Source organism: Streptomyces sp. NPDC025784 (assembly GCF_055558435.1).
Genome location: NZ_JBVHMN010000007.1, coordinates 2,591 through 29,106 on the forward strand (window position 1 = coordinate 2,591; position 26,516 = coordinate 29,106).

25 protein-coding genes are annotated in these 26,516 nt (G+C 70.5%); 8 read left to right on the forward strand and 17 right to left on the reverse strand.

The window, feature by feature from the left end:
* Positions 1-112: 112 nt before the first annotated feature.
* The 6 genes from ACZ4IF_RS17280 to ACZ4IF_RS17305 form a co-directional block, all read right to left on the reverse strand.
* Positions 113-1,759: a type IV secretory system conjugative DNA transfer family protein gene (locus ACZ4IF_RS17280; protein WP_467563738.1), complete on the reverse strand. Its 1,647-nt coding sequence runs from the start codon at positions 1,757-1,759 to the stop codon at positions 113-115.
* A 1-nt stretch (position 1,760) separates the two neighbouring features.
* On the reverse strand, positions 1,761-3,185 hold the full coding sequence (locus tag ACZ4IF_RS17285) for an ATP-binding protein (protein WP_028804300.1): 1,425 nt from the start codon (positions 3,183-3,185) through the stop codon (positions 1,761-1,763).
* A 14-nt stretch (positions 3,186-3,199) separates the two neighbouring features.
* Entirely contained in the window at positions 3,200-4,741 is a 1,542-nt protein-coding gene (locus tag ACZ4IF_RS17290; protein ID WP_095935245.1) for an SCO6880 family protein, read from the reverse strand.
* A 14-nt stretch (positions 4,742-4,755) separates the two neighbouring features.
* Entirely contained in the window at positions 4,756-6,078 is a 1,323-nt protein-coding gene (locus ACZ4IF_RS17295) for a hypothetical protein (protein ID WP_467563740.1), read from the reverse strand.
* On the reverse strand, positions 6,068-6,919 hold the full coding sequence (locus tag ACZ4IF_RS17300; RefSeq protein ID WP_467563742.1) for a DUF8175 domain-containg protein: 852 nt from the start codon (positions 6,917-6,919) through the stop codon (positions 6,068-6,070). The genes ACZ4IF_RS17295 and ACZ4IF_RS17300 overlap by 11 nt, the downstream gene beginning before the upstream one ends.
* Before the next feature lie 198 nt (positions 6,920-7,117).
* Complete coding sequence (locus ACZ4IF_RS17305) at positions 7,118-7,426, reverse strand: hypothetical protein (RefSeq protein WP_028804304.1); 309 nt, start codon at positions 7,424-7,426, stop codon at positions 7,118-7,120.
* A gap of 597 nt (positions 7,427-8,023) precedes the next feature.
* Between ACZ4IF_RS17305 and ACZ4IF_RS17310 the strand changes: the two genes are divergently transcribed.
* Positions 8,024-8,665: an SRPBCC family protein gene (locus ACZ4IF_RS17310; RefSeq protein ID WP_467563745.1), complete on the forward strand. Its 642-nt coding sequence runs from the start codon at positions 8,024-8,026 to the stop codon at positions 8,663-8,665.
* A 224-nt stretch (positions 8,666-8,889) separates the two neighbouring features.
* Positions 8,890-9,663, forward strand: coding sequence for a trypsin-like serine peptidase (locus ACZ4IF_RS17315; protein ID WP_467563747.1), 774 nt, complete (start codon positions 8,890-8,892; stop codon positions 9,661-9,663).
* On the opposite strand, the gene ACZ4IF_RS17320 is transcribed toward ACZ4IF_RS17315, so the two are convergent.
* Positions 9,660-10,355 (reverse strand): hypothetical protein, encoded by a 696-nt coding sequence (locus ACZ4IF_RS17320; protein WP_467563749.1) that lies wholly within the window; start codon positions 10,353-10,355, stop codon positions 9,660-9,662. The two genes, ACZ4IF_RS17315 and ACZ4IF_RS17320, sit on opposite strands and share 4 nt — an antisense overlap.
* 88 nt (positions 10,356-10,443) lie before the next feature.
* Here ACZ4IF_RS17320 and ACZ4IF_RS17325 point away from each other — a divergent pair, with 88 nt between their 5' ends.
* Both ACZ4IF_RS17325 and ACZ4IF_RS17330 read left to right on the forward strand, forming a co-directional pair.
* The gene (locus ACZ4IF_RS17325) at positions 10,444-11,451 is read left to right on the forward strand and encodes a C40 family peptidase (RefSeq protein ID WP_467563751.1); all 1,008 of its coding nucleotides are present in this window, start codon (positions 10,444-10,446) and stop codon (positions 11,449-11,451) included.
* 216 nt (positions 11,452-11,667) lie between these two features.
* Entirely contained in the window at positions 11,668-12,369 is a 702-nt protein-coding gene (locus ACZ4IF_RS17330) for a phosphatase PAP2 family protein (RefSeq protein ID WP_467563753.1), read from the forward strand.
* A 74-nt stretch (positions 12,370-12,443) separates the two neighbouring features.
* Here ACZ4IF_RS17330 and ACZ4IF_RS17335 read toward each other — a convergent pair whose 3' ends face one another.
* Both ACZ4IF_RS17335 and ACZ4IF_RS17340 read right to left on the reverse strand, forming a co-directional pair.
* Complete coding sequence (locus ACZ4IF_RS17335; RefSeq protein ID WP_467563755.1) at positions 12,444-14,012, reverse strand: FAD-binding oxidoreductase; 1,569 nt, start codon at positions 14,010-14,012, stop codon at positions 12,444-12,446.
* A gap of 77 nt (positions 14,013-14,089) precedes the next feature.
* Positions 14,090-14,272, reverse strand: a complete 183-nt coding sequence (locus ACZ4IF_RS17340) for a hypothetical protein (protein ID WP_095935238.1) — start codon at positions 14,270-14,272, stop codon at positions 14,090-14,092.
* 120 nt (positions 14,273-14,392) lie between these two features.
* On the opposite strand from ACZ4IF_RS17340, the gene ACZ4IF_RS17345 reads away from it, so the two are divergent.
* Together ACZ4IF_RS17345 and ACZ4IF_RS17350 are read left to right on the forward strand one after the other, a co-directional pair.
* Positions 14,393-15,241, forward strand: coding sequence for an SCO4651 family lipoprotein (locus ACZ4IF_RS17345; protein WP_467563757.1), 849 nt, complete (start codon positions 14,393-14,395; stop codon positions 15,239-15,241).
* Positions 15,242-15,335: 94 nt separating this feature from the next.
* The gene (locus ACZ4IF_RS17350; protein WP_359488856.1) at positions 15,336-15,524 is read left to right on the forward strand and encodes a hypothetical protein; all 189 of its coding nucleotides are present in this window, start codon (positions 15,336-15,338) and stop codon (positions 15,522-15,524) included.
* A 76-nt stretch (positions 15,525-15,600) separates the two neighbouring features.
* Here the strand turns inward: ACZ4IF_RS17350 and ACZ4IF_RS17355 are convergent, their stop codons facing one another.
* Complete coding sequence (locus ACZ4IF_RS17355) at positions 15,601-15,987, reverse strand: metal-sensitive transcriptional regulator (RefSeq protein WP_467563759.1); 387 nt, start codon at positions 15,985-15,987, stop codon at positions 15,601-15,603.
* Positions 15,988-16,189: 202 nt separating this feature from the next.
* On the opposite strand from ACZ4IF_RS17355, the gene ACZ4IF_RS17360 reads away from it, so the two are divergent.
* On the forward strand, positions 16,190-16,810 hold the full coding sequence (locus ACZ4IF_RS17360) for a DUF47 domain-containing protein (protein ID WP_359488852.1): 621 nt from the start codon (positions 16,190-16,192) through the stop codon (positions 16,808-16,810).
* A gap of 6 nt (positions 16,811-16,816) precedes the next feature.
* On the forward strand, positions 16,817-17,815 hold the full coding sequence (locus ACZ4IF_RS17365) for an inorganic phosphate transporter (RefSeq protein ID WP_359488850.1): 999 nt from the start codon (positions 16,817-16,819) through the stop codon (positions 17,813-17,815).
* Between the two features lie 380 nt (positions 17,816-18,195).
* On the opposite strand, the gene pstB is transcribed toward ACZ4IF_RS17365, so the two are convergent.
* The 7 genes from pstB to ACZ4IF_RS17400 all read right to left on the reverse strand — a co-directional run bounded on the left by pstB (position 18,196) and on the right by ACZ4IF_RS17400 (position 26,399).
* Positions 18,196-18,972: a phosphate ABC transporter ATP-binding protein PstB gene (gene pstB / locus ACZ4IF_RS17370; protein ID WP_467563762.1), complete on the reverse strand. Its 777-nt coding sequence runs from the start codon at positions 18,970-18,972 to the stop codon at positions 18,196-18,198.
* 48 nt (positions 18,973-19,020) lie between these two features.
* Positions 19,021-20,079, reverse strand: a complete 1,059-nt coding sequence (gene pstA, locus ACZ4IF_RS17375) for a phosphate ABC transporter permease PstA (RefSeq protein ID WP_467563764.1) — start codon at positions 20,077-20,079, stop codon at positions 19,021-19,023.
* A complete protein-coding gene (pstC, locus tag ACZ4IF_RS17380; protein WP_467563766.1) occupies positions 20,076-21,083 on the reverse strand; it encodes a phosphate ABC transporter permease subunit PstC in 1,008 nt (335 codons plus the stop codon). The genes pstA and pstC overlap by 4 nt, the downstream gene beginning before the upstream one ends.
* Before the next feature lie 95 nt (positions 21,084-21,178).
* Positions 21,179-22,312: a phosphate ABC transporter substrate-binding protein PstS gene (gene pstS, locus ACZ4IF_RS17385; RefSeq protein WP_467564275.1), complete on the reverse strand. Its 1,134-nt coding sequence runs from the start codon at positions 22,310-22,312 to the stop codon at positions 21,179-21,181.
* Positions 22,313-22,695: 383 nt separating this feature from the next.
* A complete protein-coding gene (locus tag ACZ4IF_RS17390) occupies positions 22,696-23,118 on the reverse strand; it encodes an NUDIX hydrolase (RefSeq protein WP_467563768.1) in 423 nt (140 codons plus the stop codon).
* A 10-nt stretch (positions 23,119-23,128) separates the two neighbouring features.
* Positions 23,129-24,187: a CHAD domain-containing protein gene (locus tag ACZ4IF_RS17395; RefSeq protein WP_467563770.1), complete on the reverse strand. Its 1,059-nt coding sequence runs from the start codon at positions 24,185-24,187 to the stop codon at positions 23,129-23,131.
* A complete protein-coding gene (locus ACZ4IF_RS17400; RefSeq protein WP_359488838.1) occupies positions 24,168-26,399 on the reverse strand; it encodes an RNA degradosome polyphosphate kinase in 2,232 nt (743 codons plus the stop codon). Before ACZ4IF_RS17400 ends, ACZ4IF_RS17395 begins: the two co-directional genes overlap by 20 nt.
* Between the last annotated feature and the right edge of the window lie 117 nt (positions 26,400-26,516).

The window sequence follows — 26,516 nt, forward strand, 5'->3', positions numbered from 1 at the left end:
GTACGGGGGGGGGGGGGGGGGGGGGGGGGGGGGGGGGGGGGGGGGGGGGGGGGGGGCGGCGGCGGGGGGGGGGGGCGGGGGGGCGCCCCCCCCCCCCCCCCCCACGACGGGATCAGAAGGCTCCGTCGTGGTGCGGCCAGCGGGCGCGGAGTTGCTCACGGGAGCGGAGCAGGGCCAGGGTCGGCAGGCCGCGGTCGGCTCCGCCGGTCAGCAGCTCCGGGAGCTGGGGGAGCGGTGCCACGGCCGCGACGTCGTCCAGGACGAGGGTGATTGGTGGGTCGAGGCGACCGGAGGATGACCGTTCGGCCATGCGCCGGCCGCGCTCGACCACGCTTGAGGCGAGGGCCGTCAGGAGCGGCATCGCGCCGGGCTTCGCCTTGGGGTCCTCGATGGGTTCACCGACCACATAAAGCGTGCCCCCTTCGTTGACGAAGGAATCCAAGGCGAGGCTGTCATTTCGGTTCGCGGTGCAGGATTCGCGGATGTTGACCGTGAAGAGCGAGGCCAGCGCGCGGGACGTCAACTCCTGGGCGATGTCACGTCGTTCGGGGTGCGAGGTGAGAGCGGCCTCCAGTTCACCGGCGGAGCCGGGCGCGGCCTTCGGGTTGGTGCGCAGGACTCGTACGGCGTCCTGCACCTGGGTGCCCTGCGCCCAGCGGTGGACGTGGCGGAAGGCCTTGCCCTCCACGGCGGCGGCGTGCAGATAGCTCCGCAGGAGCGTTTCGGCGACGTCGGCCATCGGCTGGTCCATCTTGGCGGTGGGGCGCACCGGGGCGAGCAGGGCGACGGCTCTGGCCACCGCGGTCGCCTTGTCCTCGCAGCCCGTCGAGGGGGACCAGTGGAGGCGGGCCGGGGTGTCGCACAGGTGCGTGGGGTCGTAGAGGAGGACGGGGCCGAGCTTGGCGCGCGCGTCCTTGGTCTCCGACCAGGTCCGGGGATTCGACGTGACGACCAGGACGGGGCCCTCGGCGTCCCGTACGGCCTGTGTCGCGGTGAGGTGGCGGGAGTCGGCGGGAGCCAGGACGAGCGGGCCCGTGGCGGGCGGTCTCTCCCGGTCGCTCCGCTCTTCACGGCCCGTGCCTGCACGGCCCGTACGGTCGGCGACCGCGGCGGAGACCGTGGCCGTCGATGCCGCCGGCGGGGGGTCCGCTATGGGCCGGGAGGCCGCGGCGCGCGCCGCATCCGGTCCGCCGAGGTGCTCTCCGCCCACCGCGTAGGAAGCGGGTGACGACGCCGCCCGCTCCGCTCCGGCGGGCGGAACGGTCGCCGTGCCGGCCGCCTCCGTCCCGCCGCGGTGCGGGCCCGCCACGGCCTCGCCCAGGCCTCCCGCAGGCGCCGTCCTGCCGGCGTCGTAGGACGCCTCCGTGACGCCCGAGGCCGCCTCGGCGCGGCGCCGGGCCCGGCCCGCACGCCATCTCGCGACCGTGCCCATCACGAACACGGTCAGGACGAGCAGGACCATCAACTGCCCGATGAACAGGCCCCAGAAGAGCCCGTACCCGGACAGCTGTCCGGCGGGGGTGTCCGGCCAGGCGCCGACGATGTCGTGCGGCCGGCCGATCAGATGCCGCATGGCCAGCGGCGTCCGGGTGAAGGTGACCGCGTCCGGCCAGGCGCCCCGCGCCAGCCGGCCCGCGAGCCCCGTCGCCGTCCACACCATCAGCGTCATGCCGAGGAGGAAGGCCAGCACCCCGATCAGCAGCCCGTCGGGGATGCCCCCCTCGCCCTCACGCCGGTGGTCGTGCCGGTCCTGTCTCATCTCACGCCACCGTGGACTCGGAGGAGCCGTCCAGATCGGCCAGATGCTGCTCCACGAAGGCCGCCGCCCGTTCCTCCGCCTCCAGTTCGGCGGCGCGCAGCGCGTCGTCGGAGAGGAAGTCGGCGGAGGACTCGGTCATGGCCCGGTCCGTGAAGACGAGAGGGCGCTCGGTCTCGGTGATGAGGTGCTTGACCACCTGGACGTTGCCGTTGACGTCCCAGACGGCGATGCCCGGCGTCAGCGTCGGGATGATCTCGACCGCCCACCTGGGCAGGCCGAGGACTCTGCCCGTCGACCGTGCCTCGTCCGCCTTCTGGGCGTAGATCGTCCTGGTGGACGCCATCTTCAGGATCGCCGCGGCCTCCTTCGCCGCAGCGCCGTCGACCACGTCGGACAGGTGGTGCACCACCGCCACGAAGGACAGGCCCAGTCGCCGGCCGAACTTCAGCAGCCGCTGGAACAGCTGGGCCACGAAGGGGCTGTTGATGATGTGCCACGCCTCCTCCACCAGGAAGATGCGCTTCTTGCGGTCCGGCCGGATCCAGGTGTGCTCCAGCCACACGCCGACGATCGCCATCAGGATCGGCATGGCGATGGAGTTCCGGTCGATGTGCGACAGGTCGAAGACGATGAGGGGCGCGTCGAGGTCGATGCCGACCGTCGTCGGGCCGTCGAACATGCCCCTCAGGTCACCGTCGACCAGGCGGTCCAGGACCAGGGCGACGTCCAGTCCCCAGGCCCGTACGTCGTCTATGGCGACGTTCATCGCCTCGGCGGACTCCGGCTCGGGGTGGCGCAGCTGCTCCACGATGTCGGTCAGCACCGGCTGGCGCTCGACGATGGTCTCGTTCACATAGGCGTGCGCGACCTTCAGGGCGAAGCCGGACCGCTCGTCGAGGCCGTGGCCCATCGCGACCTCGATGATCGTCCGGAGCAGCGCGAGCTGGCCGGTCGTGGTGATCGCCGGGTCGAGCGGGTTGAGGCGGATGCCGTGGTCCAGGGCCGCCGTGGGGTCGAGCCGGATGGGAGTTATTCCCAGCTCCTCGGCGATGAGGTTCCACTCGCCGACCCCGTCCTCGCCCTGCGCGTCCAGGACCACGACCTGCCGGTCGCGGAACCTCAACTGCCGCAGGACGTACGTCTTCTCCAGCGCGGACTTGCCGTTGCCGGACTCGCCGAGGACGAGCCAGTGCGGCGCCGGCAGCTGCTGCCCGTACAGCTGGAAGGGGTCGTAGATGTAGCCCTTCCCGGAGTACACCTCGCGGCCGATGATGACGCCGGAGTCGCCGAGGCCGGGTGCCGCGGTCGGCAGGTAGACCGCCTGGGCCTGGCCCGTGGACGTGCGGACGGGCAGACGGGTCGTCTCGACTTTGCCGAAGAGGAAGGACGTGAAGGCGTCGGTGAGGACGGAGAGCGGATCCCGCATCAGAACATCAGCCCCTACCTGCGGATTCCGGTGGCGAACGGCAGCGTGTTGACGAAGGCGCGGTGGTGCTCGCGGTCGCACCACTCCAGCTTCAGGTACGACTTGCCGGCGGAGGCGCGGATGGTGCGCTTGTCGCGGGCGAGGGCCTCGGGGGAGCGGGCGGAGACGGTGATGTAACCGACCAGGTTCACGCCCGCGGCGCCGCTCGCGAGGTCCTCGCCGCGCTGGTCGAGGCGGTTGTGCGAGGCGATGTCACGCGGGTCCACGGTCCGGTTCATCTTGGCGGCGCGGCTGGCCTCGGCCTCGTCGTTCGTCTTCTCGGTCAGCATCCGCTCGATGGCGACCTCGGTGGGTTCGAGGTCCATGGTGACGGCGACGGTGCGGATGACGTCCGGGGTGTGCACGAGGAGCGGGGCGAGGAAGTTGACGCCCACCGGCGTCATGGGCCATTCCTTCACCCAGGCCGTGGAGTGGCACCAGGGCGCGCGGGTCGAGGACTCGCGGGTCTTCGCCTGGAGGTAGGTGGGCTCCATGGCGTCCAGCTCGGCCGGCCAGGCGTTGCGCTTCGTCATCGCCTGGATGTGGTCGATGGGGTGGTCGGGGTCGTACATCGAGTGCACCAGGGAGGCGAGCCGCCCCTGGCCGAGCGGCTGCCGCACCCGGATGTCGGCCTCCTGCAGACGCGAGCAGATGTCGGTCAGTTCGCGTGCCATGACGACCGCGAGCCCCGCGTCCCGGTCCAGCTTGCGGCCGCTCTGCGGGCGGGCCGCCCGTGCCATCGCCTGGGCCTCGGCGGCCAGTTCACGCGAGTAGTGCATGCAGGCGACGAGGTACGCCCGGTGCTGCTCGCTGCTGGTGGACACCATGGACTGGAGCTGGTCGTACGACTGCTGGAGCCAGCCCGGGGCGCGCTCGTCACCGCGTACGGCGACGTCCTTGGCGTGCGCGTCCGGGTCGGCCGGGAGGGTGCGGGCGAGCATCTGGAGGCGGGTGACGAAGCCGTCGCCGTTCGCCACGTGCTTCAGGAGGGTGCCGAAACGGTCGACGAGGGCCTCCTGGTCCTCGCTGTCGCGCAGGCCGACGCCCGGCCCCTCGATCTCGATGGCCGCGGTCACCGTGCGGCGGTCGGCGTGCAGCAGCACGGCGATCTCGTCGGGTCCGAAGGGCGCCGCGAGCCAGGAGATCCGCCCGATGCCGGGCGGCGGCCCGATCTCGACCTCGCGCCCGTCGAGCGCCGTGCCCGCCTCCATCACATTGCTGCGGTACGTGGTGCCCTGGCGCAGGGTGCGCTTGTAACTGCGGTTGATCTCGAACCACTTGTAGAACGTGCGGCGCTTGTACGGGACGTACACGGCCGCGAGCGCCAGCAGCGGGAAGCCCATCAGCAGCACGATCCGCAAGGACAGTACGGGGACGAGCAGGCCGCACATCATGCCGAGGAACGCGCCCGCGATGATCAGCGCGATCTCGCCGGACTCGCGGTTCCGGCCGACGATCGCGTTCGGCCGGGCACGGCCGATCAGATATGTACGGCGGGGCGTGACCGGATGGGACATGTGGGACTCGGTCGTCAACGCCCTTCACCTCCCGTGCGGTTGGTACTGCTGTTGCGGCTGTTGCTCGCGTGCGGGGTGTTGGCCGGGCTGCTGCGCGGTGGGGGTGCGGCGGAGGGGACAGATCCGCCGCCTCCGTTCGAGGTGCGCGTGCTGTGCGCGGCCACACCGCCGGACGCGGGATTGGAGGGGCGGGGCTGCTGGCTTGCGCCGCTGCCGCCGCGGTTGTTGTTGTCGGCGCGGGTGCTGTGGGTCTTGATGCCCTGCGCGACCAGGGTCGCGGGCGAGCTGATGACGGCCGCGGCCTTGCCCTCGGCGCCCTGCATGATGCGGTTGCTGCGGGAGTTCGCGATCTCGTCGCCGAAGCCGGGGACGAAGCGGTAGATCATCGCGCTGGCGAAGATGGCGAGCAGGATGATGGCGAGGCCGGAGACCACGGCGGAGAAGGCGTCCGGGCCGCTGTCGGTGGACAGCGCGCCCGCGAGACCCAGCACGATCACGATCACCGGCTTCACCAGGATCACCGCGATCATGATGCCCGCCCAGCGGCGGACATGGCCCCACAGGTTCTTGTCGACGAGGCCCGCGTAGACGACGGTGCCGAGCAGGGCGCCCACGTAGAGGAGGGCGGCCCTGATGACGAGCTCCAGCCACAGCACGCCCGCGGCGAGGATCGACACCAGCGACACGACGATGAGCATGATGGGCCCGCCGCCGATGTTCTCGCCCTTGTCCAGGGCGCCGGAGAACGTCCCGAAGAACGTGTCCGTCTGGTTGCCGGTCGTCTTGGCGAGGACGTCCGTGACCCCGTCGGTGGCCGACACGACCGTGTAGAGGATCAGCGGGGTGAAGGCGCTCGCCAGCACCGTCAGCCACAGGAACCCGATCGCCTCCGACAGCGCGGTGGTGAGGGGGACGCCTCGCACCGCCCTCTTCGCCACGGCCAGCAGCCACAGCAACAGGGTGAGGATCGTCGACGCCGCGAAGACGACGGCGTACTGCTGGAGGAACTTGGGGTTCGTGAAGTCGACGTTCGCCGTGTCGTTGACCGCGGCGGAGAGCTTGTCGATGGTCCACGCGGCGGCGTCGGCGCAGCCCTTGGCCAGCGAGGAGAGGGGGTCGAGCGTGCCGGTCGGGTCGAGGGTCCCGCCCGTCTTGTTGCTGCCGCTGTCGCCTTCGCAGTAGTTCTTGGCCGGCCCGTGGATGAGGCCGCAGGGGTCGCTGCTCTTCGACGGCGACGGTGTCGGTGCTGCGACGGCCCGTGTGGCGAGCAGCAGCACCGTGGCCTGTACGGCACCGACGGCTGCGGTGAGCTTGAGTACGCGGTGATTAGCGGGCATACGTGAACCCTCCGTACTCCTCCACGGCCTTCGCGATTTCATCGGCGCCGGAGGCGCGGTCGTCCCCCGGCACGGGCGCGGGGCCGTCCTTCTGGGAATGCGAGACGATCTTCCAGTCGTCACCGGTCCACTCCAGCTGCATGGTGATGGTGAACCAGCTGCTGGTGACAGGGTTCGTGGAGTTCTGGCCCGCCAGGCCGAGCAGGCCACCGCACCAGACCTCGACGGTTGCGTTGTCGCTGGAGGACTCGGTGACTTTGGTGCCGATGGGGCTTGTCCGGGAGACGAACGTGTAGCCCTTGGGCGCCGAGCCGTCCTCGTTCAGCCCGACGTTCTTGTTGAACTGTGGGGTGTACGCCTTGTCCAGTGTCGCCTCGAACTCGCTCACCCGGGACGGGGTGATGATGGTCGAGAGGATCTGGTCCCGCCTGGCCTTGCTGAACATGTCGGTCGAGCCCAGCGCCACCGCATAGTTCGCCGCAGCGCTCTGCGCCCCCCGGGCGTTGTGCGCGTACCCCGAGGGGATGCCTGAGGTCCGCGTGTCCACCGGGCGGTCGCCGGAGGCCGCCGTGGGCGACGTTCCGGCCTTGTCGCCGTCGCCGTTCCCGGAGGAGGAGTCGTCCCCGCCGCGGTTCGCGAAGGCGATCGCGGCGATGAGCAGCACGACGACGCCGACGACCGTGACCAGGCTCCGGGAGGAGGACCCGCGGCCGCGCCGCGCCCCGCCGTAGACGTCCCCCGTGCGGTCGGGGAGCCGGGTACGGGTCTGGCCGGAGCCGCCGTACCCCCGGTCCTCGCCATGGGAGGTGTCGCCGTAGCCGGGTTCGTCACCGGGACTCATGTCGGGTACGCCCCCTCAACCTCTCGCTGAACCAAGTAGTACGACGGTAGCCGTGCTGGTTCCCGCGCGGGCGCGGTGTGGTGACTCGACATCAGGGAAACGCAACCTCAGCCGGTGGGCACGACGGACGGGTGGGTCGGAGGGGAGGGAGGTCCGGGCGCGCCCGGCCGGGCATGGCTCAGGGGTGTCCCGCACCCCTTACACGGCCATGCCGTACACGATGGTGAAGAGCGTGCCGAGGGATCCGATGATGAAGACTCCGGTGAGGCCCGCGATGATGAGGCCCTTGCCCTGTTCGGCGCTGAAGGTGTCGCGGAGAGCGGTGGCGCCGATGCGCTGCTTGGCCGCGCCCCAGATCGCGATGCCGAGGCAGAGCAGGATGGCGACCGCCATCACGACCTCGATCATCACCTTCGCCTCGTTGCCGAGGCTGCCGAAGGGGCCCCAGTCCGGAGCGATCCCGCCGATGATTGTGGTGATGTCGCCCTTGTCGGCTGCGAAAAGCATGTAAGTCACCGCCCCTAGTGGGTAGTTCTGCACCCCCTGCCACTGCGCAGAGGTCGGGCCCATTCTCGCCGACAATGGTGCCGTCGTATGTCGACTTGGCGTCATTGATTGGCGGGTTTCGTACGAATACCTTGCCGCCGCCCCGCGCGAGCCCCTCACGGGGGTGCGGGGCGGTATACGAAGGGCCGTATGGTCACTCTGTGTATCACGGCAGGTCACGCCGGGCAATGAAGTCGATGCGGAACCTGTCGTGTGGTTCCGTCGTTAACCCCTTCTACGAAGCGCACGCTCCGCCCTTCCCGTACGTACACCGCGCGCGCCGCCCGTTTCTGACAGGTCGTCGAGCCGATGTTCCCCGGGTCGCCGTGTCTGCGGGAGGTGGACGCCGGCCGACGGCCCCGGACGAGGCACAGGCTAACGCCCGCCGTGCCGCGCGGAGGAACGGGCCGGGTCGAGGCCCGAGGGGGCGGGCCATGGGGCCGAATGGGCGTCTGGGTGCTGGCTCCCGGTCCCGGGGCGGGTAGGGGCGCAGGAGGCGGGAGGCCGTCCCGGGAAAAGTCCCGGTGGCGGTGACGGATCGGTTGCGAGGAGCGCCCCATGTTCGACGTCACCCAACAGATCGACGCCGTACGGCGACAGGTCGGCGCGCGGGAGTACCAGGGGCGCAGCGCAAGGGTGGTGACGGTGGGCCAGACGTACGGCGCGACCGTCGAGGACGTCTGGGACGCCTGCACCAACGCCGAACGCATCCCGCGGTGGTTCCTGCCCGTCACGGGCGAACTCCGGCTCGGCGGCCGGTACCAGCTGGAGGGGAACGCGGGCGGCGTCGTCGAGCGGTGCGAACCGCCCCTGAGCTTCGCCGCGACCTGGGAGTTCGGCGGTGAGGTCAGCTGGATCGAGGTCCTGTTGGCCGAGGAGCCGGAGGGCGGCACCCGTTTCGTGCTCCAGCACATCGCCCACGTCGACGACGAACGCTGGGCGGAGTACGGCCCCGGTGCCGTCGGTGTCGGCTGGGACCTCGGCATCATGGGCCTGGCCCGCCATCTCGGCGCTCCCGGCGACGCGCTGGACCCGAAGGAGGGCACGGCGTGGCTCGCGTCCGAGGAGGGCCGCCGCTTCGTGAGGGAGAGCAGCGAGAGCTGGTACGAGGCGAACGTGGCCGCGGGCGAGGACGAGGCCGCCGCGCGTGCGGCCGCGGACCGCACCGCCGCCGCCTACGGAGGGACCGCGCCGGAGTGAGGGCCACCCCGGCACGGAGACGGGGACGGGGCCGCGCGGTCCGGTGGAATCACCGCGGAGCGGGGCCGCCCGGCCCCGCGCTCGCCCACGGACGGAATCCCGGCGCCGCGCTCGCCCACGGACGGAATCCCGGCGCCGGACGTGCGTGCCTGTCGCGGGTTCCTGGATGAATTCCTGGCGCGGACCCGGGGTTTTCCCCTCCGTCTCGGGCAGGGTGGGGTGCGATGAAGCGCATCGCAGGTCTCGCCGCACCCCGCCGGTACGCGCTGCTGGGCTCCTTCGCGCTGCTGGCGGCGACCTCCTCGTCCCTGGCGGCGGCCGACGACGGGCCCGGGCCGTTCGGTGTGACCGTGCGGGCCGCGGCGACCCCGCAGAGCGCGCGGGTGGGGGCGCTCTTCAGCGGAGGGCCGGGCGGACGGCACTTCTGCACGGCGTCCGTGGTGCGCAGCGCGGCGCACGACCTGACCGTGACCGCCGCGCACTGCCTCGGCGGCGGCGGAATGCCGGTGTTCGCGCCGGGCTACCGGGACGGCAGGGCGCCGTACGGGCTGTGGAACGTGCAGAGGGCGTACTTCGGCGACGGCTGGAGGAGCGGGCAGGACGAGGACAGCGACGTCGCCTTCGCCGTCGTCGCCGACAAGGGCGGCAAGGGGATCGAGGACGTCGTGGGCGGCAACGCCTTCGCGGCGGGCCGCGCCACCGGGGCCACCGCCGTCACTGTCACCGGCTACCCCGGCGCCCTCGACGCGCCCCTCACCTGCACCGACAAGCCGACCGCCCGCGGCCGCACCCAGCAACGCATCACCTGCCCCGGTTTCGCGGGCGGGACCAGCGGCAGCCCCTGGGTGAACGGTGACGGCGAGGTCGTCGGTGTCATCGGCGGCCACCAGCAGGGCGGGGCCACCGACGACGTGTCGTTCAGCGTCGTCCTGCGCAGCGAGGCCGCGGCCCTGTACCGCGCGGCGGCCGCGCCGGTCCGGTCCGGCGAACCGTCCTAGCCCGACATCTCGTTGAAGAGGTACGCGGCGAGCCAGAGCGCCGGCAGGAGCAGGACGACGTAGGCCAGCGGGCGCTGGAGGACCGGCTTGCCCTGGTCCATGACCACACCGGTCGGCGAGGGCGTCGTCGGGTGCGGCAGCTTGCGGATCCGCGTACGGACATAGAGGTTCCACAACAGGGTGAGCGGGGTGAACAGCGCCAGGGACACCGGGCTCCACCAGCCGCCCGCCAGGGTCTTGGTCGTCATCTCCCGGTGGATCGCGGTGGCGCAGGAGCGGCAGAACGGGCCCTCCATCTTGGAGAACCGCATCGCGACGAGCAGCCCCGTGTGCTGGCGGACGGTCATGTCGCCGGCCGGCTGCGCGGCACATATGCGGCAGCCGGGGGTGAGGGGCGGGGCGACCGCCGGGTCGTGGCCGCCCGCGGGGGCGAACGGGTTCTGTCCGTACGCGGCGAACGGATTCTGTCCGTGCGGGGGGTGCGGGGTCTGTGCGGCGCCCGGTGCGGCGTAGGCCGCGTTCTGGGCGTACGGACCCTGCGCGTAGGGGTTCTGTGGGTGCGGGCCCTGGGCGTACGGGTTCTGCGCGTACGCGTTCTGGCCATGTGCCGGCGCCCCGTTCGGCGCGTAACCGCCTTGCGGGGCAGTGGGGTTGCCCTGGGGCGCGTTCGGGTGCGGAGGCGGGGTCGCCACGTGCGGTTTCTCCTCGTGTGTGATCGTCCCGCCGCACGGTGCCCGCCTCTACACTGACGTCGGCGGACTCCTGGGCGACGAGGGGCGGTTGACGGTGCGTAAGGCATGGATCGTAGCGACCGCTGCCGTCGGGGCCGCGCTCAGCTTCGTGATGCTGCTCGTCGTCGGCGTCTACATGGTCGCGGGCAACCTGGCCAACGGTATCGGCGGGGGCTCCGTCGGCCTCGCCAAGGGTTCCGTGCCCGCCGCGTACCGGACCCTCGTACAGAAGTGGGGAAACCTGTGCGGCGCCATCAATCCGGCACTGCTGGCCGCCCAGTTGTACCAGGAGAGCGGATTCAATCCGAATGCCAGGAGTCCGGCGAAAGCGGAAGGGATAGCGCAATTCATTCCGGGGACCTGGGCCACGCACGGAGTCGACGGCGACGGTGACGGCGACCGCGACGTATGGGACCCGAATGACGCGATTCCATCGGCCGCCTCGTACGACTGCCAGCTCGCCTCGTACGTGAAGGACGCGCCGGGGAGCGTCACGGAGAACATGCTCGCCGCCTACAACGCGGGTGCCTACGCGGTCATCAAGTACGGCGGCGTACCGCCGTACAAGGAGACCCGGAACTACGTGAAGACGATCACCACGCTGGCGAAGAGCTTCGCCGCGCCGGTGACCCGCGTCGACCCCTCCAGGCAGGCCGCGGCGGCCATCACCTACGCGCAGAAGAAGCTCGGCACGCCCTATCTGTGGGGCGGCAACGGCACGTCCGACCAGGGCGGACGCTTCGACTGCTCGGGGCTCACCAAGGCCGCGTACGAGAGCGTGGGCGTCACCCTCCCGCGGGTCGCCAACGATCAGTACAACGCGGGTCCGCACCCCAGGCGCTCGGAGCTGCTCCCCGGCGATCTGGTCTTCTTCTCGGACGACCCGACCGACTCCCGGGCCATCCGTCACGTGGGTATCTACGTGGGCGGCGGATACATGATCGACGCGCCCCGTCCGGGGGCCGTGATCCGCTTCGACCCCGTCGACACCCCCGATTACTTCGGGGCGACCCGAGTGACCGAAGATGGCGCGAAAGCATTGCCGACTACTGTATGAACCCACCCCCTGAGCTGCGGCGATGTGTCTCTCTTCGATAACGTCTGCGTGATCATTCCGTGGAGGGTGGAACGTAGTAGAGGGGACTGTGCGTTCCTTTTCATGTAGCGCCGGGCCGGGTACGGGTTCCGGCGGTTTCTACGACCACGGGGGTGGATCGAGCGGGCGCGCGAAAGGGCGCGCTCGCGGGAAAGACGACGAAGGGGCCGCAGCACCATGGCTGGACTCGCCGAATCCGGTTCGAACCCCGACGTCGACCTGCTCTACGACATCAATGGCCTGGCCAAGGATGCACCCCACTGGTTCGACCGGATCATGGAGTTCGTCGGCGAGTACGGACTGCTGCTCGGCATGGTCCTGCTCGTGCTGTGGTGCTGGTGGACGGTGCGGCGCCGCGGTGACGACTCCGCCGCGTCCTCCGTGGCGGCCCTCGTGTGGGCACCGCTCGCGGCGGGCATCGCCGTCCTGGTGAACGTGCCGATACGAGGTTTCGTCGAGCGGCCCAGACCCTTCGTCGATCACCAGGGCCTGGACGTCCTCGTCTCCGGCAAGACCGACTACTCCTTCGTCAGCGACCACGCCACGCTCACCATGGCGATGGGCGTCGCCCTGTTCGTCGCGAACCGCAGGTTCGGGCTCCTGGGGATCGGGCTCGCCCTGCTCGAAGGTTTCTGCCGGGTCTACATGGGTGTGCACTACCCGACGGACGTCGTCGGCGGCTTCGCCCTCGGCACCGCGGTCGCCCTGCTGCTGTCTCCCCTGGCCATGGCGCTGCTCACCCCGGTGATGAAGGCGGTGGACCGCTCGCCGCGCGCCGGCCTGCTGATCCGTGCCCGGGGCACGGGGCGCACCGGGCACGACGCGCTGATCCCGGGATCGCGGACGGAGCGGTCCGAGGAGCGGGACCTCGCCGCGTAGCCGCGTCCCCGGCGGGGGCACGGGCCCGCGCCGGAGCCCCTCTCCCCCTCCGGAGCCTCTTTTCTTCCCGCAGGTCAGAGCGCCTGCGGGAAGGAGAAGAAGTGCTGCGGGTCGTACTGCTTCTTCAGGGCCGTGAGCCGGGTCGCCGCGTCGCCGTAGTACGCCTTGCGCCAGTCGGTGAGGGTGGCGTCCGTGTAGTTCTGGTAGGCGGCGCCGGAGGCGTACCGGCCCATGGCGGAGTGCGCGGTGCCCAGCCAGGACTGCGCCGTGGTGCCGGAGGTGCCCGCCCGCCAGGAGACGATGTACTGCGCGAGCATCCGTGAACGGCGATGCACGAAGGCGGTGGCCGTGGGCGACACCCGGTTCACGGCGCCGCCCAGCGCCGTCAGCGCGATGCTGCCCGCGCCACCGCGGACACCGGATATCTGGTTCAGCAGCGCCTGGACGCCTGCGGCCGGGATCGAACGGTCGAAGAAGTCCGAACGCGCCGCGTAGGTCTCACGGCCGAGAGCGCCCTGCGGGCTGCGGCCCGGCGTCGAACCCGGCAGGTGGCACTGCGCGTCCGTCGGGAAGGAGGAGCAGCCCGCGTACACCTCCATCGACTCCTCGTACGAACGCCTCTTGAGGGAGACGGTGCGTGCCGGGGCACCGATGCGGTCGGCCAGCCGGTCCACGGCGTTCTGGAGTTCGCCGTAGGTGCCGAGCGAGAACGCGGCCACGGACACCGTGGGGGTGCCGCCCGCAGCGTTGGCGAGGTGGCACGACGACCAGATCTCGTCGGGCTGGTCCGGGCCCCACTCCTGCCACGCCTTCAGCACGGCGGCGGCCTTGGCCCACGGCCAGGTCATGTAGGCCGAGACGCCCTGCGGGGCCGGGTGGGTCTTGAAGCGCAGTTCGGTGACGACGCCGAAGTTGCCGTTGCCGGCGCCGCGCAGGGCCCAGAACAGGTCCTTGTGGTCCGTGGCGTTCGCGGTGAGCTGCTTTCCGTCGGCGGTGATCAGCGTGGCCTGCGTGAGACTGTCGCAGGTCAGCCCGTACGCCCGCGACACCACCCCGTGGCCGCCGCCCAGGGTCAGCCCGGAGACGCCCACGGTGGGGCAGGAACCCGCGGGAATGGTGACGCCCTTGGCGGCCAGCGCGCGATAGACGTCGATCAGCTTGGAACCGGCGCCGACCACCGCCTCGTTCCCCGACGCCCGGATCTTGTTCAGCTTGGAGACGTCGATCACCAGGCGGCCGTTGCCGGAGGACCAGCCGGCGTACGAGTGGCCGCCGTTGCGGATCGACACCTTGATGCCGTGCGCGCGGGCGTAGTCCATGGTGGTGCGGATGTCGTCCGCGTGCGCGACGTACGCGACGGCCGCGGGCTTCAGCCCGTCGAAGCGCGTGTTGTACAGCTGGTGGGCGGTCGGCCAGCTGCGGTCGCCGGGGCGGATCAGCGCACCGTCCAGTTCCCTGGACAGGGCGGTCCAGTTCGCGGCCGCGTGGGTGCTGGTGGGGGCCGTGCGGACGGACGTGCCGGTGGCGGCGCTCTCGGAGGCGCCCGCCGCCTTGGTGTCGCCGCTGTCGCCGCCGTTGCACGCGGACGTCGCCGCCGCCGCGAGTACGGCGGTGGCTCCGCCGATGAACGTACGCCGTTGCATGTGCGCCTCCTGTGGGTTCCGTGGAACGAGACGGGCCACCGGGCCCCGGGGTTCCACGCGCGGACGTCGCAGAACGGCTACAGCGCGCCCCGGCCGAGCACGTCCTCGGAATGGATCTCCGCGTCCGTCCGGGCCAGACTGCGCGCACGGCGCGCGGGGCCTCTCCAGCCGCAGGTGCACCGGGCCACACAGAAGCGGCCCTGTTCGACCGTCGTCGTGCGGTGTTCGGGGAAAGGGCCGTCGTCGTCCTGCTGCGCCACGCCGACAACGTTACCCAAGGCAAGTGAATGGACGGGAGCCGCGTGACGGTCGCCCCTACCCGTCGTTAACCGGAACGACAGGGAGGGCCCGGGACGGACCGGCTGGGGGTCGGCGAGGCGATGGTGGCGCAGGTGGCTCAGACGGAAGGGCGGACCGGCCTGCTGGTCGTCGCGGCCGTGACGGCGGGACTGGCCGTGTGTGCCACGGGATGCGCGGGCGGAGGTGCCGCCGCAGACGACGCCCGGACCGGCTCCGGCACCGTCGAGGCGCTGCACCGGGCCGCCGCCACCCTGGAGCGCGCGGGCAGCGCCAAGGCCCGTACGTCCATGGAGATGGCCACCGGCGGGACCCGGGTCACCATCCGCGGGCAGGGCGTGTACGACTTCAGGAAGCAGCAGGGCGAGCTCAAGGTGCTGCTGCCGCAGGATCCCGCCGGGGCGGCCGAGCACCGGCCGATCACCGAGCTGCTCGCGCCCGGAGCCCTGTTCATGAAGAACCGCGGCGCGGGGGTGCCCGTGGACAAATGGGTCCGCGTGGACACGGCCGGGCTCTCCGACGGGAACCTGGTGACGGGCGGCGCCACCGACCCGTACGCGGCGGCGGAACTGCTGCGCGGGGCGCGGACGGCGACCTTCGTGGAGGAGACGGAGGTGGCCGGGACACGGGTGCGGCACTACCGCGGGACCGCCGACCTGCACGTCGCCGCCAGTGGCGCCTCGAAGGGGCAGCGGTCCGCGCTGAAGGCGGCGGCGAAAGGGTTCGCCACCGCGGAGGTGCCGTTCGACGCCTACCTCGACGAGCAGGGCCGGCTGCGCAAGGTCCGGCACCGGTTCAGCTTCGTCAACGGCCACCAGAAGGGCACGGTGGCCGTCGCCTCGACGACGCTGCTGTACGACTTCGGGGTGCCCGCCGACGTACGGCTGCCGCGCCCGCGGGACATTTTCGCCGGGAAGATCGCGGAACAGTAGCTTCCAGGGAGGGGCCGGAAATGGCCCTTCCGTGCCATGCGCGGTGTGTAGGCCGCTCCCTACTCTAGGAAGTCGGTGACGGCAGGAAGAGGTGATGCACGTGGCTCCGGTCGGCGGTACGGCAGTTCAGGACCACGTGGCCCTCGCCGAGATCGAGCTGTGCGGGGAGCTGATCATCGCGGCCTCGGCCGCCCACGAGGACCGGCTCAGTCTTGAGAGTATCGACGAGGTGCTGAAAGTGGCCGAAGAACGCGCCCATGAACGGGGCGCGCGGGAGACATAGGTCACCTCCCGCCGCGCGGAAACGGAATGCGCGGACGGCCGCAACCGTGTCCCTTCGGCGGCCGGCCCGGTCCGGGTCAGGTGCGCAGCAGCCGGCCGATCGCCTTGGTCGCCTCCTCGACCTTCGCGTCGATCTCGTCGCCGCCCTTGAGGGCCGCGTCCGCGACGCAGTGGCGCAGGTGCTCCTCCAGGAGCTGGAGCGCGAAGGACTGCAGCGCCTTCGTGGAGGCCGACACCTGGGTGAGTATGTCGATGCAGTAGACGTCCTCGTCGACCATGCGCTGCAGGCCCCTGATCTGGCCCTCGATACGGCGCAGACGCTTGAGGTGCTCGTCCTTCTGCTTGTGGTAGCCGTGGATCCCGCGGTCGTGATCCGTCACGGCCTCCGGGGTCCCTCCGGCAGGTCCCTCGACGGCCTCGGTCTCGCCGGAGGGTGCCGTCGCGCCGGCCTCTGTGGTCGTCATCGCGTCCTCCCGCCAACTGATACCCCTGGTGGGTATATGGTATCGAACTTTGCTGGGTATGGAGCCCTTGCCCGAAGCCGGAACCGGACCCTGTGCTGATCACTGTGCCCGATGGGCGACACTGGGGGACGGCCCATTAGCCGTGGCCGGATGATGCGCCTAGCATCAGCCTGACCGAACCGAAGCACCCCGAGGACCCCAAGTGCGCTTTCGTCTGACCCCCAGGGAGACGAGCTTCTACGACATGTTCTCCGCGTCCGCGGACAACATCGTCACCGGCTCGAAACTCCTGATGGAACTGCTTGGGGCGGACGCCTCCGCCCGGGCCGAGATCGCAGAGCGTATGCGGGCAGCGGAACACGCCGGTGACGACGCGACGCACGCGATCTTCCACCAGCTGAACTCCTCCTTCATCACGCCGTTCGACCGCGAGGACATCTACAACCTCGCCTCGTCCCTCGACGACATCATGGACTTCATGGAGGAGGCCGTCGACCTGGTCGTCCTCTACAACATCGAGGAACTGCCCAAGGGCGTCGAGCAGCAGATCGAGGTGCTGGCCCGGGCCGCGGAGCTGACCGCGGAGGCCATGCCGAACCTGCGCACCATGGACAACCTCACCGAGTACTGGATCGAGGTCAACCGTCTGGAGAACCAGGCCGACCAGATCCACCGCAAGCTGCTCGCCCATCTCTTCAACGGCAAGTACGACGCCATCGAGGTGCTGAAGCTCAAGCAGATCGTGGACGTGCTGGAGGAAGCGGCCGACGCGTTCGAACACGTGGCGAACACCGTGGAGACCATCGCGGTCAAGGAGTCCTGAGGCTTCGTGGACACCTTCGCGCTGATCGTGACCATCGGTGTCGCGCTCGGATTCACGTACACGAACGGCTTCCACGACTCGGCGAACGCCATCGCCACGTCGGTGTCCACGCGGGCACTGACCCCGCGGGCCGCGCTCGCCATGGCCGCCGTGATGAACCTCGCGGGCGCCTTCCTCGGCAGTGGTGTCGCGCACACCGTCAGCAAGGGGCTGATCGAGACGCCCGAGGGCGGCAAGGGGATGGGCATCCTCTTCGCCGCGCTCATCGGGGCGATCGTCTGGAACCTCATCACCTGGTACTTCGGGCTACCGTCGTCCTCCTCGCACGCGTTGTTCGGCGGGCTCGTGGGGGCGGCGCTCGCGGGGGGTACGACCGTTCTCTGGTCCGGCGTCCTCGACAAGATCGTCATCCCGATGTTCCTGTCGCCGATCGTCGGTCTGATCGTCGGCTACCTGGTCATGTGCGCGATCATGTGGATCTTCCGCAGGGCCAACCCGCACAAGGCCAAGCGCGGGTTCCGGATAGCCCAGACCGTGTCGGCGGCCGGCATGGCGCTCGGTCACGGTCTCCAGGACGCGCAGAAGACGATGGGCATCGTGGTGATGGCCCTCGTCATCGGTGACGTGCAGAGCGCCGACGACCCGATCCCGGTGTGGGTGAAGATCGCCTGTGCGGTGATGCTGTCGCTCGGCACCTACGCGGGTGGGTGGCGCATCATGCGGACGCTGGGTCGGAAGATCATCGAGCTCGATCCGCCGCAGGGGTTCGCCGCGGAGACGACGGGGGCGTCGATCATGTTCGTCACCGCGTTCCTGTTCAAGGCGCCGATCTCGACGACGCATGTCATCACGTCCGCGATCATGGGCGTCGGGGCGACGAAGCGGGTGAACGCCGTGCGGTGGGGGGTCGCCAAGAACATCGTGCTCGGGTGGTTCATCACCATGCCGGCCGCCGCGGTGGTGGCTGCCGCCAGCTTCTGGGTCGTGAACCTGGCGTTCCTCTAGGGCTCGGCGCCCGGGGCGGGGGGAGGGGTTTCGCCCCCTCCGCCCCTGCCCGTCCCTTGTTCCCGGGGGCTCCGCCCCCGGACCCCCGGATCGGCCTGGACGGCCTCGTCCTCAAGCGCCGGACGGGCTGAAGTCCTCGTGCTCCGGACGGGCTGAAGTCCTCGTGCTCCGGACGGGCTGAAGCCCTCGTGCTCCGGACGGGCTGGAAGCCCCCGCGTTCCGGACGGGCTGGAAGCCCCCCGTGTTCCGGAAGAGGCGTAGCCGACTGTTCGGGCAAAGAATCGGGCCCGCCCCCCGGGAGCCAGGGGGCGGGCCCTTCTTCTTCCTCGCGGTGGCACCGCCATGCAGCACCGCGAGGGTTCTCGGGGAGGACGGGCCGGTCAGCCGAAGCGTCCCGAGATGTAGTCCTCCGTGGCCTGGACCGACGGGTTGGAGAAGATGCGCTCCGTGTCGTCGATCTCTATGAGGCGGCCGGGCTGGCCGACCGCGGCCAGGTTGAAGAACGCGGTGCGGTCGGAGACGCGGGCGGCCTGCTGCATGTTGTGCGTCACGATGACGATCGTGAAGCGCTCCTTGAGCTCCCCGATCAGGTCCTCGATGGCGAGGGTGGAGATGGGGTCGAGGGCCGAGCAGGGCTCGTCCATGAGGAGGACCTGGGGCTCCACGGCGATCGCCCGCGCGATGCACAGACGCTGCTGCTGACCGCCGGACAGTCCCGAGCCGGGCTTGTTCAGGCGGTCCTTGACCTCGTTCCAGAGGTTGGCGCCCTTGAGGGACTTCTCGACGATGTCGCTCAGTTCGGACTTCTTGTAGGAGCCGTTCAGGCGCAGGCCCGCCGCGACGTTGTCGAAGATCGACATCGTGGGGAAGGGGTTGGGGCGCTGGAAGACCATGCCGATGGTGCGGCGCACGGCGACCGGGTCGACTCCCGTGCCGTACAGGTCTTCGTCGTCCAGGAGCACCTTGCCCTCGACGCGGCCACCGGGGGTGACCTCGTGCATGCGGTTCAGGGTGCGCAGGAAGGTCGACTTGCCGCAGCCGGAGGGTCCGATGAAGGCCGTCACGGAGCGGGGCTCGACCGTCATGGAGATGTCTTCGATCGCCCGGTGGGCGCCGTAGTAGGCGGTGAGCCCGCTCACGTCGATGCGCTTGGCCATGTCTATCACTGCTTCTTTCGCAAGGTTTCGGGTCGCTGATCGGCCGCGTCAGCGGCCCGTCTTGGGTGCCTTCCAGCGCGCGATGCCACGCGCCGCCAGGTTGAGGATCATGACGAAGGCGATGAGCGCGAGTGCCGCTGCCCAGGCCCGGTCGTAGGCCACTTCGGTTCCGGCGGCGTACTGCCGGTAGATGTAGAGCGGAAGCGAGGCCTGCGGGCCCGAGAACGGGTTGTTGTTGATGAAGTTCGTACCCCACACCAACAGCAGCACGGGAGCCGTCTCACCCGTGATACGTGCGACGGCGAGCATCACACCCGTGGTGATACCGCCGATGGACGTCGGCAGAACCACCTTGATGATCGTGCGCCACTTCGGGACGCCCAGGGCGAGGGAGGCCTCGCGCAGCTCGTTCGGGACGAGCTTGAGCATCTCCTCGGTGGAGCGGACCACCACGGGCATCATCAGGATCGACAGGGCGAGCGCGCCGGCGAAGCCGGAGTAGCCCATGTCCAGGATCAGGATCCAGAAGCTGAGGATGAACAGACCGGCGACGATCGACGGGACACCCGTCATGACGTCGACGAAGAAGGTGACGGCACGGGCGAGCTTGCCGCGTCCGTACTCGACGAGGTAGATCGCGGTGAGCACACCGATCGGCACGGCGATCAGGGTCGCGATGCCCACCTGCTCCAGGGTGCCGAGGAGCGCGTGGTAGATACCGCCGCCGGGCTCGTTGTCGGCCACCACACCCATGGAGTGGCTGAGGAAGTAGAGGTCGAAGGCCTTCACACCCCGCTTGACGGTCTCCCAGATCAGAGAGGCCAGCGGGACGACGGCGACGATGAAACAGACCCAGACCAGGCTGGTGGCGACACGGTCCTTGGCCTGACGGCGGCCCTCGACGCGCGCGGCGATGCCGTACGTGCCGAAGACGAACAGGAGCGCGGCGATCAGGCCCCACTGGACCTTGCTGTCGAGCCCCGCGGCCAGACCGATGCCCACGGCGAGGGCGACGGCTCCCGCGGCGATGGCCCACGGGGACCACTTCGGGAGGCTGGCGCCGCGCAGCGTGCCGGGGCGCTTGTCGATGAGGGGTGCGGTGCTCATGCGTTGGCCCCCGAGTACTCCTTGCGGCGGTTGATGATCACGCGCGCCGCGCCGTTGACCAGCAGAGTGATGACGAACAGGACGAGACCCGAGGCGATCAGGGCGTCCTGGCCGAACGTGGTGGCCTCGTTGAACTTGCTCGCGATGTTCTGCGCGAACGTGCCGCCGCCCGGGTCGAGCAGGCTGGCGCTGATGTCGAAGGTCGGGGAGAGCACGGTGGCGACGGCCATCGTCTCGCCCAGCGCGCGGCCGAGGCCGAGCATCGACGCGGAGATCACACCGGAGCGGCCGAAGGGCAGCACCGACATGCGGATGACCTCCCAGCGCGTGGCACCGAGGGCCAGCGCGGCCTCCTGGTGCATCTGCGGCGCCTGGCGGAAGACCTCGCGGCTCACGTTGGTGATGATCGGAAGGATCATGATCGCGAGCAGGATGCCGACGGTGAGCATCGAGCGGGGCGCTCCGCCCTGCCACTCGAAGATGCCGGTCCAGCCGAAGTAGTGGTCGAGCCAGCCGAACAGGCCGGTCATGTGCGGTACGAGGACGATGGCGCCCCAGAGGCCGTACACGATGGACGGGACGGCGGCGAGCAGGTCGATCACGTACGCGATGGGGCCGCCGAGCCTGCGGGGCGCGTAGTGCGTGATGAACAGCGCGATGCCGACCGCGACCGGGACCGCGAGGGCCATGGCGATGATCGCGGAGACCACCGTGCCGAAGGCCAGGACCGCGATGCCGAAGGTCGGCGGCTCGAGGTTGGTGTTCCACTCGAAAGCGGTGAGGAAGTTCGCGTCGTCCTTGCTGATCGCGAGGGCGGCGCGGTAGGTGAGGAAGACCGCGATGGCGGCCATGATCACCAGGAGGAGGATGCCGGACCCGCGGGAGAGGCCGAGGAAGACACGGTCCCCGGGGCGGGTGGTGCCACGGGTCGTGCGCTTGTGCACGGCGGTGGAACGCGGTGGGGTGGGGGGAGGCGCTTCAGTGTTCTGAGTCGATATGTCCATCGTGAGTCTCCGGTCTGCGGAGCCGGATGGCGGCTCCAGGCGGCGGTGCACCGGACGGTGCGGCCCGCCTCGGTGAGGCGGGCCGCACACTCGGGTCAGCTCAGGTTCGAGACGGTGGAACGAACCTTGGTGATGATCTCGGCGGGGATCGGCGCGTACTGCGCGTCGGTCAGGAGCTTCTGACCGTCCTCGCTCGCGATGTAGTTGAGGAAGGACTTGGTGGCGGCCAGGGTGTCGGCCTTGTTGCCCTTCTCGCAGACGATCTCGTAGGTGACCAGCGTGAGCGGGTAGGCGCCCTCGGCGGTCGGCTTGTAGTTCAGCTCCAGGGCCAGGTCGTTGCCGACGCCGGCGACCTTGGCGGTGGAGATCGCCTTGGTGGCGTTCTCGACGGTGGCCTTGACCGGGGTGGCGGCCTCCGTCTTGAGGTCGACGGTGCTGATGCCCTCGGCGGCGTAGGAGAGCTCGAAGTACGAGATCGCGCCCGCGGTCTGCTTCACCTGCTGGGCGAGGCCGGAGGAGCCCTGAGCGGACTGGCCGCCCTTCGCCTGCCAGGCCTTGCCGCCCGAGTACTTCCAGTCCGACGGGGCGACGGCCTTCAGGTACTTGGTGAAGTTGTCCGTGGTGCCGGACTCGTCCGAGCGGTGGAACGCCTGGATCTTGGTGCTGGGAAGCTTCGCGTCGGGGTTCAGCTTGGCGATCGCGTCGTCGTTCCACTTCGTGATCTTGCCGTCGAAGATCTTGGCGATCGTCGAGGCGTCGAGGACGAGGTTGTCGACACCCGGGAGGTTGTAACCGATGGCGATGGGGCCACCGACCATGGGCAGGTCGACCGCCGCGTTGCCGCCGCACGCCTTCTTGGCCGCGGTGGCCTCTTCGGGCTTGAGGGGCGAGTCCGAACCGGCGAACGCGGTCTGGCCCTGGGTGAACGCCGTGACGCCGGCGCCCGAACCGGTCGGGTTGTAGTTGATCTGGACGTCCTTGCAGGCGGCCGTGTAGGCCTTGACCCAAGCGTCGATCGCGTTCTTCTGGGCGGAAGAGCCGGAGGCCTGGAGCTGGCCCTTGGCGCCGTCGCACTTGATGGCGCTGTTGTTGCTGGCCGCCGAAGAGCTGCCGCCACCGTTGTCCTTGCCGGTGTCGTCCGAGCCGCACGCCGTGAGGGCCAGGGCGCCGGAGACGGCGACAGCACCGAGCGAGAGGGCGCGAAGCCGGTTCTTGCGCTGAAGCTTCACTTTCGGGAGTTCCTTCCAGGAGCCGCCGTCAGGTTGGCGGCGTGCGAGGTTCGGTGTCATGCGGAGGCTCCGTCGAGAAGGCGCTCCGCACCGGGTAAGGCCGAAATTAGGCAGAACAGGTGAAGCCGCCGATGGCCATAAGTGAACGGGGGGTGAACCCCTGCGGACGGTGCGGTGAGGTCACGGAACGCTTACGTCGAGGACACAGGTCGGTTTCCGGCAACTCGGGCCCCACCGACAACTCTAGGCATATGCGCGAAATCATTCAGATTGGGTCGTGAACCACTCAAAGCAGTACGGAACGGTGATCGCCCGGCACATACACGCCGGAGAGGGCGGCACGTACCGGGCGGAAGGTCTTCCTCGGCCGGGAGCAGGATTCCCTAGGCCAGGTGCAGCACGTCCGGGAGGGCGTCGACCAGGTCGCGGTCCCGGGACTGGGTCAGGCGGTGACGGGCCGCCGTGGGGGAGAGCCACAGGACACGGTCGACCTCGCGGTTCGGCGTGAAATGGCCGTCCACCGCCTCGGCCGCCCAGTAGTGGACCTCCTTGGGACGGCCGTCGACGAGGTAGCGGAGCGCGGGGAGGGCGGCTCCCGGGGCGGCGACGTACCCCGTCTCCTCCTCCACCTCGCGGACCGCCCCCGTGAGCGGGTCCTCGCCGCGCTTCAGCTTGCCCTTCGGGTGCGACCAGTCGTCGTACTTCGGCCGGTGCACGAGGCAGATCTCCAACTCCCCGTCGAACGGGGAGCGACGCCACAGGACGCAGCCCGCCGCGCGGATGGTGTCGTCTGCCGTGGGTGCCATGGGGCCTCCCTCAGGGGGTGCGTACGGCTTCCTTCTGCCATGCCTGCTGGAAAGCGAACCGGGCCGCCTCCACCTCGTGCCGCTGGTCGGCATGGAGCACACCGAGCGCGTACGCCGTCGCCGGGGCGATCCGCGGGGTGCGCGCCGCCGCGGCGGCGGCCGAGGCCGCCTCCGCCGCGTCCCGGTGCCGGTTCAGCGCCTGGCCCGCGGCGAGCAGCCGCACGTCCACCGGGCACTCCTCGCCGTACAGCACCTCGCGGGCATAGCGGTGCAGCCGCAGCAGCAGCCGGACCTGGTGCCACGGCGCGTCCTGCGGCTGCGGGGCGGTGTCGGCGGACAGGCCGTGGACGAGTGCCTCCGCGTTGTAGGGGTGGCCCGCGGTGACCAGTGGCAGCGCGGCGACGGCGTCCGTCAGCCGGTCCTCCGCGGCGGCGGCCGAGGGGCGCAGGTCGGTGCCGGCCGCGCCGGGGACCAGCGGGACCTCGCTCGCGAGCACGGCCACGCTGTCGGCGACCGCGTGGAAGCGGGAGGAGCCCAGTGCCTGGAGGGCCGCGGAGTGCGCGCGGGTGCGGGCCAGCGTGAGCTGACGGTCCAGCAGGGCGCCCGCCTTCGCCGCGCCGACGGTCAGGTTCCCCTTGGGGACCGCGCGGGCGCCCGACGCGGGCAGGGCGGCGCCGGAGAGCCGGTTGAGGGCCCCGAGCAGCCGTTCCAGCCGGGCCCCGTACGCGAGCTCGCGCGCCAACGTCCCGGACAGCCAGGCCAGTTCGGGGCGCATGCCCTCCGACCAGTCCGCTTCGAGCAGGGGACGGAAGGTGTGCAGGCTGCCGCTGACGCGGCGGGCCGAGCGGCGCAGGGCGCGCACCGCGTCGACCGACTCCTGCGAGCCGTTCGCCGCGCCGCCGGTCTCCCGGTGCTGGCGCAGCGAACGGAGGAACTCCGTGGCCTGGGCCCTCAGATAGGCCGCGAGGTCGTCTCCGGTGGGGGTGCCTCCCTGCGCGAGCGGGGCCGGGAGCCGGGGAGCGGACCGGGCCGCGGGGTTGGTGGGGGGATCAAGGTGCTGCTGTGCCACGCCGGCGCCTCCGGGCGTCTATGAGCATCTCCTGGACGTTCCGCAGGGGCTGGCCATCCGCGTCGGTCGCGTGCCGGGTCCACTCTCCGTCGGGGCCGAGGTGCCAGGAGGCGGTGGTGTCGGACATACCGGTTTCGAGCAGCCGGTTGAGGGCCGCCCGGTGGGCCGGGTCCGTGACCCGGACCAGGGCCTCGATCCGCCGGTCGAGGTTGCGGTGCATCATGTCGGCGCTGCCGATCCACACTTCGGGCTCACCGCCGTTGCCGAAGGCGAAGACCCGGGAGTGCTCCAGGAAGCGGCCGAGGACGGAGCGGACCCGAATGTTCTCGGACAGGCCCGTGACGCCGGGGCGCACCGCGCAGATGCCGCGCACCCATACGTCGACCGGGACGCCGGCCTGGGAGGCGCGGTACAGCGCGTCGATGATCGCCTCGTCCACCATCGAGTTGACCTTGATGCGCACGTAGGCCGGGCGTCCGGCGTTGTGGTGCTGCACTTCCTTGTTGATGCGCGCGACCAGGCCGTCGCGCAGGGACTTGGGGGCGACCAGGAGCCGCCGGTAGGTCTCGCGGCGGGAGTAGCCCGAGAGCCGGTTGAACAGGTCGGAGAGGTCCGCGCCGACCTGCGGGTCGGCGGTGAGCAGTCCGAGGTCCTCGTACAGCCGGGCGGTCTTCGGGTGGTAGTTGCCCGTGCCGACGTGGCTGTAGCGGCGCAGGGTGTCGCCCTCCTGCCGCACGACGAGCGACAGCTTGCAGTGGGTCTTGAGCCCGACGAGCCCGTACACCACGTGGCAGCCGGCCTCCTCCAGCTTGCGGGCCCACTTGATGTTGGCCTGCTCGTCGAAGCGCGCCTTGATCTCGACGAGGACGAGGACCTGCTTGCCCGACTCGGCGGCGTCGATGAGCGCGTCGACGATCGGCGAGTCGCCGGACGTGCGGTACAGGGTCTGCTTGATGGCCAGCACGTCCGGGTCGGACGCGGCCTGCTCCAGGAACGCCTGCACGGAGGTGGAGAAGGAGTCGTACGGGTGGTGCAGCAGGACGTCGCGCTCGCGCAGGGCGGCGAAGATGTCGGGCGCGGAGGCCGACTCGACCTCGGCGAGGTCGCGGTGGGTGCCCGCGATGAACTTCGGGTACTTCAGCTCGGGCCGGTCGAGGGCGCCGATGCCGAAGAGGCCGGTGAGGTCCAGGGGACCCGGCAGCGGGTACACCTCGGCCTCGGAGATCTTCAGCTCCCGGACCAGCAGGTCGAGGACGTACCGGTCGATGGACTCCTCGACCTCCAGGCGCACCGGCGGTCCGAAGCGGCGCCGCATGAGCTCCTTCTCCAGCGCCTGGAGCAGGTTCTCGGCGTCGTCCTCCTCGACCTCCAGGTCCTCGTTCCTGGTGAGGCGGAAGGTGTGGTGCTCGAGGACCTCCATGCCCGGGAAGAGCTCTTCCAGGTGGGCCGCGATGACGTCCTCGATGGGGACGTAGCGGTTCGGGGAGGCCTCCAGGAAGCGGGAGAGCAGCGGCGGGACCTTGACGCGCGCGAAGTGGCGGTGGCCGCTGACCGGGTTGCGCACGACGACGGCCAGGTTCAGCGACAGGCCGGAGATGTACGGGAAGGGGTGCGCGGGGTCGACGGCCAGCGGCGTCAGGACGGGGAAGATCTGGTGCCGGAAGAGCGTGAACAGGCGGGCCTGTTCCTTCTCGGTCAGCTCGCCCCAGCGGACCAGGTGGATGCCCTCCTCCGCGAGCGCGGGTGCGACGTCCTCCTGGTAGCAGGCCGCGTGCCGGGCCATGAGTTCGCGGGAGCGGGCCCAGATCATCTCCAGGACCTCGCGGGGCTGGAGCCCGGAGGCGGACTTCGTGGCGACGCCCGTGGCGATGCGGCGCTTCAGGCCCGCCACCCGGACCATGAAGAACTCGTCCAGGTTGCTGGCGAAGATGGCCAGGAACTTGGCGCGCTCCAGCAGGGGCGTGTCCGGGTCCTCGGCGAGTTCGAGGACGCGTTCGTTGAACGCCAGCCAACTGCGCTCCCGGTCCAGGAAGCGGCCCTGCGGCAGGGTGACGCCGTCCTGCGCCGAGTCCTCGTAGGCATCGAGGTCGGCATCGATGTCGGGCTCGAGGTCGGAGACGTTCGCCGCCACCGTGTGCGGGCGGTGCGCGGCTATGGAGCCGACGGACGGCTGCGGGTGCTTGACCGGTGCCTGGGCGCTTGGCTGGTTCATGGACCCATTCTTCCGCGCCGAGGGCGAGACCGGCGCGTCGGAGAGGGCGGGTGGCAGCGCGGCGATGCGGACGATCCGGTTCCGCACGACCGGCGTACGCTCACTCCCCGTCGCCGG

Bases quoted from the DNA above. Each gene is read 5' to 3' on its own strand.
- pstC (WP_467563766.1), bottom strand. From the start codon at position 21,083: ATGGACATATCGACTCAGAACACTGAAGCGCCTCCCCCCACCCCACCG.
- pstA (WP_467563764.1), bottom strand. From the start codon at position 20,079: ATGAGCACCGCACCCCTCATCGACAAGCGCCCCGGCACGCTGCGCGGC.
- ACZ4IF_RS17280 (WP_467563738.1), bottom strand. From the start codon at position 1,759: ATGAGACAGGACCGGCACGACCACCGGCGTGAGGGCGAGGGGGGCATC.
- ACZ4IF_RS17290 (WP_095935245.1), bottom strand. From the start codon at position 4,741: ATGTCCCATCCGGTCACGCCCCGCCGTACATATCTGATCGGCCGTGCC.
- ACZ4IF_RS17330 (WP_467563753.1), top strand. From the start codon at position 11,668: ATGGCTGGACTCGCCGAATCCGGTTCGAACCCCGACGTCGACCTGCTC.
- ACZ4IF_RS17285 (WP_028804300.1), bottom strand. From the start codon at position 3,185: ATGCGGGATCCGCTCTCCGTCCTCACCGACGCCTTCACGTCCTTCCTC.
- ACZ4IF_RS17350 (WP_359488856.1), top strand. From the start codon at position 15,336: ATGCACGTGGCTCCGGTCGGCGGTACGGCAGTTCAGGACCACGTGGCC.
- ACZ4IF_RS17310 (WP_467563745.1), top strand. From the start codon at position 8,024: ATGTTCGACGTCACCCAACAGATCGACGCCGTACGGCGACAGGTCGGC.
- ACZ4IF_RS17345 (WP_467563757.1), top strand. From the start codon at position 14,393: ATGGTGGCGCAGGTGGCTCAGACGGAAGGGCGGACCGGCCTGCTGGTC.
- ACZ4IF_RS17390 (WP_467563768.1), bottom strand. From the start codon at position 23,118: ATGGCACCCACGGCAGACGACACCATCCGCGCGGCGGGCTGCGTCCTG.
- ACZ4IF_RS17400 (WP_359488838.1), bottom strand. From the start codon at position 26,399: ATGAACCAGCCAAGCGCCCAGGCACCGGTCAAGCACCCGCAGCCGTCC.
- ACZ4IF_RS17305 (WP_028804304.1), bottom strand. From the start codon at position 7,426: ATGCTTTTCGCAGCCGACAAGGGCGACATCACCACAATCATCGGCGGG.
- ACZ4IF_RS17355 (WP_467563759.1), bottom strand. From the start codon at position 15,987: ATGACGACCACAGAGGCCGGCGCGACGGCACCCTCCGGCGAGACCGAG.
- pstB (WP_467563762.1), bottom strand. From the start codon at position 18,972: ATGGCCAAGCGCATCGACGTGAGCGGGCTCACCGCCTACTACGGCGCC.
- ACZ4IF_RS17315 (WP_467563747.1), top strand. From the start codon at position 8,890: ATGAAGCGCATCGCAGGTCTCGCCGCACCCCGCCGGTACGCGCTGCTG.
- ACZ4IF_RS17295 (WP_467563740.1), bottom strand. From the start codon at position 6,078: ATGCCCGCTAATCACCGCGTACTCAAGCTCACCGCAGCCGTCGGTGCC.
- ACZ4IF_RS17335 (WP_467563755.1), bottom strand. From the start codon at position 14,012: ATGCAACGGCGTACGTTCATCGGCGGAGCCACCGCCGTACTCGCGGCG.
- ACZ4IF_RS17300 (WP_467563742.1), bottom strand. From the start codon at position 6,919: ATGAGTCCCGGTGACGAACCCGGCTACGGCGACACCTCCCATGGCGAG.